The organism is Acinetobacter sp. YH12129, from assembly GCF_013418685.1.
GTDB classification, from domain to species: Bacteria; Pseudomonadota; Gammaproteobacteria; order Pseudomonadales; family Moraxellaceae; genus Acinetobacter; species Acinetobacter amyesii.
Genome location: NZ_VPBP01000008.1, coordinates 110,654 through 122,287 on the forward strand (window position 1 = coordinate 110,654; position 11,634 = coordinate 122,287).

At 38.5% G+C, this 11,634-nt stretch carries 12 protein-coding genes and 1 pseudogene; 9 read left to right on the plus strand and 4 right to left on the minus strand.

All coding sequences use genetic code 11. From position 1 onward, the window contains the following. The first annotated feature begins 24 nt into the window (after positions 1-24). The 3 genes from FTU65_RS06495 (at position 25) to FTU65_RS16250 (ending at position 1,501) form a co-directional block, all read left to right on the plus strand. Positions 25-798 carry a hypothetical protein gene (locus FTU65_RS06495; protein ID WP_180011899.1) on the plus strand — a complete coding sequence of 258 codons (774 nt, stop codon included), beginning with the start codon at positions 25-27 and terminating at the stop codon, positions 796-798. Positions 799-973: 175 nt separating this feature from the next. Continuing rightward, positions 974-1,177 (plus strand): hypothetical protein, encoded by a 204-nt coding sequence (locus tag FTU65_RS16245; protein WP_257222271.1) that lies wholly within the window; start codon positions 974-976, stop codon positions 1,175-1,177. A gap of 60 nt (positions 1,178-1,237) precedes the next feature. Further along, positions 1,238-1,501, plus strand: coding sequence for a hypothetical protein (locus FTU65_RS16250; RefSeq protein ID WP_257222623.1), 264 nt, complete (start codon positions 1,238-1,240; stop codon positions 1,499-1,501). Between the two features lie 104 nt (positions 1,502-1,605). Here FTU65_RS16250 and FTU65_RS06505 read toward each other — a convergent pair whose 3' ends face one another. The 3 genes from FTU65_RS06505 to prmB all read right to left on the minus strand — a co-directional run bounded on the left by FTU65_RS06505 (position 1,606) and on the right by prmB (position 4,649). Continuing rightward, positions 1,606-1,995, minus strand: a complete 390-nt coding sequence (locus FTU65_RS06505; protein ID WP_257222624.1) for an N-acetyltransferase — start codon at positions 1,993-1,995, stop codon at positions 1,606-1,608. A gap of 535 nt (positions 1,996-2,530) precedes the next feature. After that, positions 2,531-3,625: a chorismate synthase gene (gene aroC, locus FTU65_RS06510; protein WP_180011903.1), complete on the minus strand. Its 1,095-nt coding sequence runs from the start codon at positions 3,623-3,625 to the stop codon at positions 2,531-2,533. A gap of 13 nt (positions 3,626-3,638) precedes the next feature. Beyond that, positions 3,639-4,649, minus strand: coding sequence for a 50S ribosomal protein L3 N(5)-glutamine methyltransferase (gene prmB, locus FTU65_RS06515; protein WP_168378685.1), 1,011 nt, complete (start codon positions 4,647-4,649; stop codon positions 3,639-3,641). 311 nt (positions 4,650-4,960) lie between these two features. On the opposite strand from prmB, the gene FTU65_RS06520 reads away from it, so the two are divergent. The 6 genes from FTU65_RS06520 (at position 4,961) to FTU65_RS06545 (ending at position 11,049) form a co-directional block, all read left to right on the plus strand. Continuing rightward, complete coding sequence (locus FTU65_RS06520) at positions 4,961-5,266, plus strand: hypothetical protein (RefSeq protein ID WP_180065104.1); 306 nt, start codon at positions 4,961-4,963, stop codon at positions 5,264-5,266. Between the two features lie 157 nt (positions 5,267-5,423). After that, the gene (locus FTU65_RS06525; protein ID WP_180065105.1) at positions 5,424-6,797 is read left to right on the plus strand and encodes an AarF/ABC1/UbiB kinase family protein; all 1,374 of its coding nucleotides are present in this window, start codon (positions 5,424-5,426) and stop codon (positions 6,795-6,797) included. 241 nt (positions 6,798-7,038) lie between these two features. Next, entirely contained in the window at positions 7,039-8,325 is a 1,287-nt protein-coding gene (locus tag FTU65_RS06530) for an acyl-CoA dehydrogenase family protein (protein ID WP_171263801.1), read from the plus strand. A 29-nt stretch (positions 8,326-8,354) separates the two neighbouring features. Then, complete coding sequence (locus tag FTU65_RS06535) at positions 8,355-9,554, plus strand: acyl-CoA dehydrogenase family protein (protein ID WP_180065106.1); 1,200 nt, start codon at positions 8,355-8,357, stop codon at positions 9,552-9,554. A 90-nt stretch (positions 9,555-9,644) separates the two neighbouring features. Next, the gene (locus FTU65_RS06540) at positions 9,645-10,130 is read left to right on the plus strand and encodes a GNAT family N-acetyltransferase (RefSeq protein WP_180065108.1); all 486 of its coding nucleotides are present in this window, start codon (positions 9,645-9,647) and stop codon (positions 10,128-10,130) included. 334 nt (positions 10,131-10,464) lie between these two features. Continuing rightward, the gene (locus FTU65_RS06545) at positions 10,465-11,049 is read left to right on the plus strand and encodes a lytic transglycosylase domain-containing protein (protein WP_180011907.1); all 585 of its coding nucleotides are present in this window, start codon (positions 10,465-10,467) and stop codon (positions 11,047-11,049) included. A 470-nt stretch (positions 11,050-11,519) separates the two neighbouring features. Here FTU65_RS06545 and FTU65_RS06550 read toward each other — a convergent pair. After that, positions 11,520-11,634 (minus strand): annotated as a pseudogene (locus FTU65_RS06550) (transposase); the annotation flags it as partial.

Genomic DNA, 11,634 nt, shown 5'->3' on the forward strand with positions numbered 1-11,634 from the left:
TATATCTAGAAAGATTGAAGTTTTATGTCGGATTCTACCCTTTTCTCTTGCTTTGCATCTGTGATCAAAACACATTCTATTGAAGAATTAACTCAAAGTGATTTACTCCGTCTTAAAACTCTGGGAACTATTCAAAGCTTTTATGCACCATTCGAGGCCATAAATCATGATGCAAAAGTGGTCATCGTCGGCATCTGCCCAGGCCAACAACAATGGCGTAATGCATTAATTGCAGCGAAGGACGGCGTAGAGCAGCAATTATCTGAGGAAAACATACTTAAACTTGCCAAGAATAGTGGTGCTTTTAGTGGTCCTATTCGTAAAAATTTAACTCAACTGCTAGATCATATTGGATTACAGAATCAATTAGGCATACAGACCACTGCAGAGCTATTTAGCAATCATCAAGATATGGTGCAAATGTGTTCGGTCTTACAGCAATGTATTTTGGTCAATGGAAAAAATTATGCAGGCTCAATGCCCGCAATGTTGAAAAATGAATTATTAAAACAACATATTGATGATTATTTTATTCCTATGATTCAACAGCTTCCGAACGCAATTTATATTCCGCTAGGCAAAGGTGTAGATGAGGTTTTAAATTATGTAAGCAGCTTAGGCTATTTAAAAGATCAGCAGATTTTAGCAGGACTTCCCCATCCATCGGGTGCGAATGCTGAACGGATCAAATATTTTTTAGGCGAAAAACCACGTGACCAATTGTCTCGACAAACCAATCCCGAGCAGATTGATAGCGCAAAATCACAGATCTTACTTAAGTTATCTAAATTTCAATGAAATAAGATTTACATCACTTAATAATATTTTTTATTTGAATATCGACCACTTATATCAAAGCAGTGCTCAAACAAAACTAGAAAAGTGTGATGTATTTTACTTTTTTGTTTTTTCTGTGTGAATATGCGCCAAAATAAATATTGCTTATAAAAATAACGCTAACATGGAAAAACACATGAAAAATTATTTAGTTCTAGGATTTACACTCCTACTACTCACAGGTTGTATTACCGTACCTAAAAATAAACCTGAAACCAGAACATTAAAGCTGAATGGTGTGAATACCGTTGAAAACAGTAACGTAATCCAACGAACCATTACTCGAGGTCAATTACTGTGTGAAACTGGACAAAAATGTCCTGAACTTGCAATTGATTAGCAAAAGAATAAAGGTGAGTATGCACTTTCACTGCATTCTTATGATCAACAGCAGCTTGATATGAATGAAATATCTTTTGTGATCGACGGCAAAGTATTGTCTTATCCTGCAATAGGTCAAACAAATTATCGTCGCTTAGATAATTCAAATGTGATTGATTCTTCTAATACCGTGATGATCCCAGATGCTGTGCTTAAACAATTTCGGGACGCAAAAAATATTGCTGTGATTATGATTACCAACCAAGGTGAAATCGCACACTATATGTTAAAAAATCAAAAATCTTCAGATGCCTACCGACTATTTTTACGTGCTTACTCTTAAGCCCAAATAGTCTAAAATAAAAATCCCAAATGTTAGTGTATGTTTTCTTTTGGGATTTTTTATTCATCTCGCTTTATAAATTGATCAAATACATCACATGGTCTTTATTTTATTCGTTTAATTAATTGTTTAATTGTGAGTTCACAAATCGGTTGACCCACCTCTAAATGAAGTGGATAAGCTTGATTTTCATCTGTTAGCTTATAGCCACGTCGTTGATAATATTTTATTAATTCTAAACGCTGATCAATCACATACATGACAAATTCTTCAACATTGGGTTCAATCAACATCGCTTGCTGTTCTGCAAATTGCAATAATTTTTTTCCTAAGCCCTGAGCTTGCTCATTTGGATGAATTGCAAAATGACCAATTTCACAGCTCATCCTCTGCATTTGAATACCAATACACCCCTTGATCTGTGTATTTTCTGACTCCATCACATATAGATGAAAATCCTTTTTTTTGTAAGATTTGACTGAGTTGAGATACATTTATTCGATTTCCTCGAACAATATGATGTTCCGTGGTCCAACTCTTGGGATGATTTTCCCGATAGGCTATATTCATTAAGCTTTCAAGCTACTGAATATCGTCAAGTAAAGCTTTTCGTATATTCATATTTTTAGCTATTTATTTTCATGGGTCTATTTTACTGAAATAAAAAAACCAGACAATTGTCTGGTTTTTTTATGCAATTTGCTCATCAGTGTAGCTCGCTAGCGCTATTCACCAACCGCATCGGAACAAAAAGCAGCGCTTTGTTATTTATCCACTGTGACTTGCTAAAGCTATTCACTAACCGCGTTCGAAAAAAAGCAACGCTTTGTTATTTATACACTGTGACTTGCTAAAGCTATTCACTAACCGCGTTCGGAACAAAGCAACGCTTTGTTATTTATCTACTGTGACTCGCTAACGCTACTCACCAACCGCGTTCGGAACAAAGCAGCGCTTTGTTATTTATCTACTGTGACTCGCTAACGCTACTCACCAACCGCGTTCGGAACAAAGCAGCGCTTTGTTTCCTCACTTGGGTTCAATTGGGGCAAATGGTGCAACAACCTCTGCATTTTGTGCACGGTTACGCATGAAGTGATCCATGAGCACAATTGCTAACATTGCTTCCGCAATTGGAGTTGCACGAACACCGACACAAGGATCATGGCGACCTTTGGTCAACACATCAGTATCTTCACGATTAATCGTAATGGTTTTACCCGGCGTAGTAATGGATGCTGTTGGTTTTAAAGCAATCGCAACACGAATGTCCTGACCACTCGAAATACCGCCCAAAATGCCGCCAGCATGGTTTGCCAAGAAACCATCCGTAGTTAACTCATCACGTGTTTCATGACCAAACTGCTCAGCAACACCAAAGCCATCACCAATTTCCACACCTTTTACAGCATTGATGGACATCATGGCATGTGCAATATCTGCATCTAAACGATCAAATACAGGCTCGCCCCAACCGACTGGCACTTGCGTCGCAATAATTTCCAGTTTGGCGCCACAGCTCGTTCCTTGTTCACGAAGTGACGTTACGAGAGCTTCGAAACGTGGGACGGCATCTGCATCACCACAGAAAAATGGGTTATTCGGAACTTCATTCCAGTCCAATTTCTCTGCTTTTTCGGTACCAATTTGGGTTACATGACCACGAATTTCTATGCCGAATTTCTCAAACAAGAATTTTTTAGCAATCGCACCCGCAGCAACACGCATCGCAGTTTCACGAGCACTCGAGCGACCACCACCACGATAATCACGGAAACCATACTTATGTGTATACGTATAGTCTGCATGACCCGGACGGAAGGTTTGCGCGATGTTGCCATAATCTTTTGATTTTTGATCTGTGTTACGGATCAATAGACCAATCGATGTACCGGTCGTTTTGCCTTCAAATACGCCTGAAATAATTTCAACTTCATCGGGTTCTTTACGCTGAGTTGCAAACTTAGATGTGCCCGGCTTACGACGATCCAGATCCTTTTGCAAATCGGCTTCAGTCAGTTCAATACCCGGTGGAACCCCATCCACAATGGCCATCAGACCAACGCCATGAGATTCACCACAAGTCGTTACACGGAAGAGTTGCCCTATACTATTACCTGCCATGTCAAACGACTCCTTATGCTTGAACAGATTGAATGAATAAATCTCGGTATTTGCGGCATTGAGCAGCAGTCAATGCAAAGATACCTGTACCGCCTTTTTGGAATTGTAACCAGTAAAAATCAACGGTATTGAAGTTTTGACGCATTGCCCATTCTGAGTTACCCACTTCGATCACAATTAAGCCATCTTCAGTCAGGTAATCTGCAGCTTGTGCCAACATTTTACGGACAAGATCCAAACCATCTTGACCCGCAGCAAGCGCCATTTCAGGTTCATGGTGGAATTCTTCTGGTAAATCTGCCATGTCTTCAGCATCCACATATGGTGGATTCGACACGATCAAATCATATTGATTTTCTGCTGGAATTTTGGCGAATAAATCAGACTCAAGTAAAGCCACTTGATATTGTTTATTGTGGTGTTCACAGTTAATTTGTGCCACTTCAAGTGCATCTTTAGACAAATCTGTTGCATCAACTTCAGCGTCAGGGAATGCATAAGCTAAGGCAATCGCGATACAACCCGAACCCGTACACATATCTAAAATGCGCTGAGGTGTTTTTGGATTGGCATTTTCAGGTAGATTATTAACTGCAGCACCCATTTCGCCATTTTCGCCTAAGCAATACGGCGCAAAACGGTTTTCAATTAACTCTGCAATTGGAGAACGTGGAATCAGTACACGTTCATCGACATAAAATGGCTTACCAAAGAAATATGACAAGTTTAGTAAATAAGACGTCGGAACTTTTTCATTAATACGACGTTCTAACAATGCTAAAAATTCTGCAACTTCACTTGGCAATAATTTCGCATCTAAGATTTCCGCATCTGCATTCCAATCTAGAGATAACGTTTGTAAAACCAATGCTGAGCTTTCAGCAAAATAGTCTTCTGTACCTTGTCCTAAGTGGGCATCATATTGACGTAAAGCTGTTACCCCAAAGCGGATATAATCACGAATTGTTGATAGGTTTTCAGCTGCTTCCTGTAAATGTTCAGGGCTAATAGTCGGTCGATCCACTTAAGGCGTCTCCAGTTCATAATTTTTTAAACGCCCTATGATACCTTGTTTTGATGCTATTTATAATAAAAATACGGCATTATTCACCGCTTGAAAGCATTTCATAACCTGCATATATAGGTCAGATACATTCGCTGAAATGAAATTTGTACTTTAGGCTTTTCTTCAGCATGCTATAAAACCTAATAGATAAAAATTACGAATAAAAACCAATTCAAGCTCAAATGTTTAGCAATTTGTACTTGATCCCAAGCTTTAATTTTATAAAATCATCCCCATACAAACAGTTAAATTTTAAATGCGGAGCTCCAATGAGCTATAAGCACAATAACCTCATGGCTATGCGTCAGAGCTATTGGGAAGACACTCAGTCTTTAAATGTGCAAACTGAAAAGGCATTTTTTCAGCAACTACTGATCGAACATCAAGTTTTCCCTGATGCGAGTTTAGAAAACGCACGCACCCTATTTTTTAGCTTACCGAGCATTATTATTGTCAAAGGTTATGCTGCCGGATTTAAAGACAAATCTGTCCAACACCTTATTCATCAACATATTGAAGAACATAAAGCCGCATTGATGCAAAACGATACGGTAAAAATCAAATATCGTTTATAGTTTTATTTCCAATGTGCCTGTCTACGCGACATCTTGCTTAAGTTTGCAAATGCTTACTGCATATTCAGTAAGTTGAACTATTTTAATACGTTAAGAAACGTTAAAATTAGCTACAATGTATTTTTCTGCGAATTGCTGATTAAAGGATTTAATTTACATGTCAGATCAGAACGATAAGCTCAAACACTTGAAAACGTCTTCTATGGATCGACGCTTATCTATCGCAAAGGCATCGCTACTTGCGGGAACTCGTTGGGCAGCATCAAACGCCACTTCTATTTTTTCGAGTGAGGAAGAAAAAGAGAAAAAGCGTAAAAAAGCCATGAAAGATCAGGCTGAATATCTCGTCGCAGAAATTGGTAAATTAAAAGGTTCGATTGTAAAAATCGGGCAAATGATGGCATTGTATGGTGAACATTTTCTGCCTGAAGAAATCACCCAAGCCCTCAACACCTTGAACAATCAAACAGTTGCATTGGCATGGCCAGCCATAAAAGTCCAATTACAAAATCAACTTGGTTCAAAGCTTGATGATCTCGTGATTGATCATGAGCCACTTGGTACAGCTTCTTTGGCACAAGTTCACCGTGCAAAACGCAAATCTGATGGCTTAGAACTGGTATTAAAAATACAATATCCGGGTGTGGCAGATGCGATCGATTCAGATATGAATCTATTCAAAAACATGCTCAAACTGACACGAATGGTGCCTCAAACCCGTGAATTTGATCAGTGGTTTGATGAAGTTCGTGAAATGATGCATCGTGAAGTAAATTATAAAATCGAAGCAGATACCACTCGCCGTTTTGCAGCACGCTTAAAAGAAGACCCTCGCTATATCGTCCCGCAAATCATTGAAGGTTACTCAACACCTCAAGTGCTGTGTATGACCTTTGAACGTGGTGTGCCAATTAATAGCCCAGTAATGCTGTCACTTCCTCAAGAGCGTCGTAATGCCTTAGGTGAAGCATCACTTGAAATTGCCGTGCGCGAAATTTTTGAATGGGGTGAAATGCAAACCGACCCTAACTTCGGAAACTATTTGGTGCGTTTGGGTAATGGTGCGGATGTACCCGATAAAATTGTCCTCCTCGACTTCGGTGCGATCCGTCAGTTCGATGAGCATCTATTAGGCGTTGCACGTAATTTGATTACTGCGGGTTATCAGCATAGCTCTGAGCAAATGGTTAAAGCAATGACAGGTTATGAGTTCTTTGATGGTATTCCACAAAGTATTAAACCAGATATGGCCAAAGTCTTTCTTTTAGCGACAGAGGCATTTAGTAGTACTGAAAATAACCCAGACATCCCTGCTGGCGTTATGGACGAACAACAACGATATGACTGGAAAAAAAGCCAATTACATAGCCGTGTGATGCAACAAGCGTCAAAATCGATGGCATCTCGCTATTTCTCAGTTCCACCTAAAGAGTTTATGTTTATTAGCCGTAAATTTATCGGTGCATATACCTTTATGACCGTCATTGAAGCAAAAACCAATGTTCGTCGTATGATTCAAAAATATCAATAATCATTCAATACAGACCTTAAAACTTGGCTGACTCAAATGTCAGCCAAGTCAATTTTAAAATAACAATACTTTTAAGCCTTTTTACTTTTCTATTCTTAATTAATTATTTAGCTATCGAATCCCACCTAATCTCGCCGTTTATCTTTGACAATCATGCATGTCATTTATGACATGGTTTTTCTATCTTTGGCATGTCAGCATTAAATAAGAACAACGCAAATGGAAAACAACAATGACCAATATGGTAAACAAGGCACAAGGATTTGGACTCTCACTTTTAACTAAAATTGCCGGAAGTGATGTACTCGATCAGTTTAAACTGCGCAAATTTGTTGAAAAATCTTTGTATCAAAGCTCAAAAGCTGGTTTTAAAACCCTGAGCCAGACGCAAAAAGTATTTCAGACCAACAAAGATGTGCATAAGCAACGTTTGCCTAATCAACAAAAATCATTATTTGATTTAAACCTGACTGAAGAACAACAAATGACTGCTGATGCGATGCAGCAGTTTGCCACAGAAGTCTTGTATCCACTTGCTCATCAAGCCGATCAAGAGGAAAGATTTCCTGAAGCGTTATGGCAACATATCCAAGATCTAGGTCTAAATTATTATGCCTTACCTGAAGATTTGGGTGGCGTCGCGGCAGAAAAAAATATCATTAGCAATATCTTAATTGCTGAACAATTGGCTGAAGGTGACTTTAGTTTAACAGCAGGTTTACTGTCGACGTTTAGCTGTATCAACGCCATTACCCAATGGGGTTCCGAATCTGTTCAAGCAACCTACTTAGCGGCATTTGCAGATGATTCAGCCCTACGTGCAAGCTTTGCGGTTCAAGAGGCAACAGCGGCATTTAATCCCTATCAACTTAAAACTCACGCGATTGCTGATGGCCAGCAGTATAAAATCAGTGGGGAGAAAACCTTAGTCCTTCTAGGCGAACAGGCAGATGTGCTGTTAGTGAGTGCCATGCTCAATGGACAGCCTGAAGTTTTTATTGTGCAACGCGACCAGAGCATTAGCGCAAAAAAAACACCTGCTATGGGTTTGAAAGCCACTGAAACGGTAACTTTAAAATTTGATCAGACCCCTGCCCAACGCTTAGGAGATCAAGATTTCAATTACACCTCATTTATCGATCTTGGCAACTTAATGTGGTGTGCCATGGCTGTTGGCACCGCAACTGCAGTCAAAAAATATTGCATTCAATATGCAAACGAACGTACAGCTTTTGGAGAGCCAATTTCGCACCGTCAAAGTGTGGCATTTATGATTGCAGATATGGCAATCGAAATTGATGCCATGCATATGCTCATCCTCAATGCAGCAAGCCTAGCCGAAGCCGGCAAGCCTTTTCATCGTGAAGCCTATTTAGCTCGCGTGCTATGTGCTGAAAAATCGATGAAAATTGGGACCGATGGCGTGCAAATATTAGGTGGTCACGGCTTTACCAAAGAACATCCCGTAGAACGTTGGTATCGAGACTTACGTGCCACAGCGATTCTTCAATCTGGCTTGCATGCTTAATTCAGCAAAATAAAAACAAGGAAATGTCCATGAACTTACAAAATCCGAAAAAATTTAAATTGCTGATCGACCAAGCCCATGAAGTCGCATTAAATGTTCTACGTCCTATTTCACGTAAATATGACAAAGCCGAACATGCCTATCCTAAAGAGTTAGACATGTTATCTTCCCTCGTCGACGGTATGAATGATGGCGGAGATGGCATGAATGCAGGTGCTGCCGTCAATAAACGTGGTGACACAGACACTGGTAATAAAAACGGTGTCAATATGTCGACAGCCCTCAGTATCATCGAGATGTGCTATGGAGATACAGGCCTGTTGCTCAGTATGCCTCGACAAGGGCTTGGAAATTCGGCTATTGCAGCAGTAGCCAATGATGAACAACTAGAACGCTTAAAAGGAACTTGGGCCGCTATGGCCATTACAGAACCCAATTGCGGCTCTGATTCTGCTGCAATTAGGACAACAGCGACGAAAGATGGTGATGAATACATCCTCAATGGTGAAAAAATCTTTGTCACCTCGGGTGAGCGTGCTGATTCCGTGGTGGTTTGGGCAACGCTAGATAAAAAATTAGGTCGAGCAGCGATTAAATCCCTTGTGGTTGAAAAAGGTACACCAGGAATGACTGTAGAACGCCTAGAACATAAATTGGGTATTAAAGCTTCTGATACTGCTGCCATTAGTTTTGTAGATTGTCGTGTCCCTGCTGCAAACTTATTAGGCAATGCTGAAATTGATGTAGCAAAGGGTTTTGCTGGGGTTATGGAAACTTTTGATAATACTCGCCCACTCGTTGCTGCGATGGCTATAGGCTGTGCAAAAGCATCTTTAGAGCGAATTAAAGAAATCTTCAAAGATGAACTAGATGAGCAGTATTCAACACCCATCTTACAAAGCTCGAATATTGCTGCACAAATATATCGAATGGAAGCAGACTGGGAAGCAGCGCGTCTACTCATGCTCAAAGCCGCATGGATGGCCGACAACAAAAAACCTAACTCACGTGAAGCATCCATCGCTAAAGCAAAAGCAGGCCGTGTAGGTAATGAAATCACCTTAAAATGTGTAGAGCTCGCAGCTGCAGTTGGTTATAACGAAGATGAATTATTGGAAAAATGGGCACGTGATTCAAAAATCCTTGATATATTTGAAGGAACACAGCAAATTCAACAATTAATCGTTGCACGACGTGAACTGGGTAAAAGTTCAAGCGAATTAAAATAATTACTTTGCTTGAGCAATTTGAAACTTAAAGATGGATTTTTATATAGGATCAGTCTATAAAACAATCCATCTTTTTGTTTTTCGATGATTATGTTTCAGATCCGACCACTTCAACCTGAAGACAATGCAAGCATTGCCAATGTCATTCGCACAGTTTCCAAAGAATTTGGATTAGCACCTGAATCAGGATTTGCCGTTGCAGATCCAATTTTAGATGATTTATATCACGTCTATGCGCAAGCAAATGCACAATATTGGGTTATTGAAAATCAACACGGTACAATTTTAGGTGGTGGCGGCCTTTCTCCTTTAGTTGGAGACTCAAGCATTTTAGAAATCCAAAAAATGTATTTTATGCCTGAATTACGTGGTCATGGCTTAGCCAAAGATATTTTAGAACTTTGTTTTCAATTCGCCAAAGATCATAATTTTAAAGCGTGTTATTTAGAAACTACACATACACTTGGGCAAGCAGTGAAACTTTATGAAAAAGTAGGATTTCAACACTTACAAGCTCCCAAGGGCAATACAGGTCATAGCCAAGCATGCGAAATTTGGATGCTTAAAACGCTTTAAACTCAGATTCCACTAATACCTCTGAAAAGAGTTATAGCTTTTCCAAATAGGGATATTTAATGAGTGGATATTCTAGTTTTTTATAACTAAAGTTCTCGGGATTTGAATGCCCCACAATCTTAAGTAAGAATGTAAAGAGAGAAATACTGACTCAATTAACACGATCTGTTTTTCTCTCTTCACTTAAAAAATCATGTAATTTGAGTACATTTCCATCAATTCTTACAATTTCACTGTACAGAGCATCTTAAGAAAATATTGACCTCTAAGTCTCCAGTTCATAATATCGCTTTAGAAATTACACTTAGCCATGATTATTTTAAAGTGAATATAAATGCAGAATGTACTGAATAAAACTCGCCTTTCAACTCGTCTTTCGTCGCTCCTAAACGCTCACAGCTTAAAGTTTTCAACTGTTATTATATCTGTAACCCTGATTTCTGGATGTTCATCACTAGGTGGTGGCTCTGTAGAAAAACGTGCAGTTAAACTTTCATCAGGGATCCAAAAGGCCTATTCAGTCAATCCTGAAACTGCAAATCGAGTGTCACCCTACATTGTGCAAACTGCCGATCAATACAACTTAGATCCTTTACTACTGGCTGCCGTTATTCGCCAAGAATCAACTTTCCGCCCTTATGTCAGTTCTCCTGCAGGTGCAGTCGGTTTAACTCAGGTGATGCCACGTTATTGGCAAGCAACATGCCCTGGGGATTTATATGACGAATTAACCAATATTAATTGTGGGTCATTTATTTTAACTAAATATAAAAATGCCGCTGGCAGCATGCCAAAAGCTTTAGCCTACTATAATGTCGGACCTACTGCTTATAACACCAATCGAAAAATGAAAAAACAAGGCAAACGTTATGCAAAACAAGTGAAGCAACATCAAAATAATTTAAAAAGTGCATTATAAAAGTAAAGTTCAATCCTATGACCTAGGATTGAACTTTCAATATATATCACAAATAATTGAATTTAATAGACTTAAATCACAAATATTAATCTAGAAATAATATTATATAATATATTTTAATGATCAGAAAATAAACAAACAGCACAGATATTTAATACTTATTTCGTCTTATGTAATCTTTTTTATATATTAAAATAATGGAATAATACATTAAATCTATTAATAAAAAAACTCTTATAAAACAACAACCCTAATGGAATTTCATATACAACAATTCTATAAAAAGTTTAAATATTCTACACAATACTACAACTATTAGCAGCCAAGAATCGTTTAAAGACCATTTTTACTTTATTTATTATTAACAATAATCAACCAGCTGATTTTTTTTAGCATTGTTTATTCATTATTTTTAGCTAATATCTTATACGTCAGTAAAACTATATTACTGATTAACATATAAGTTGTCATTAAAAAGTAAACATGTATTCTTTTCCGAATTGGTTTGATACTTTCTCCACCCATTGCTCTATTTTATCAGCTGTCATGACTTGAAAATCTCGCCAATAATATTTCATCTGCTTC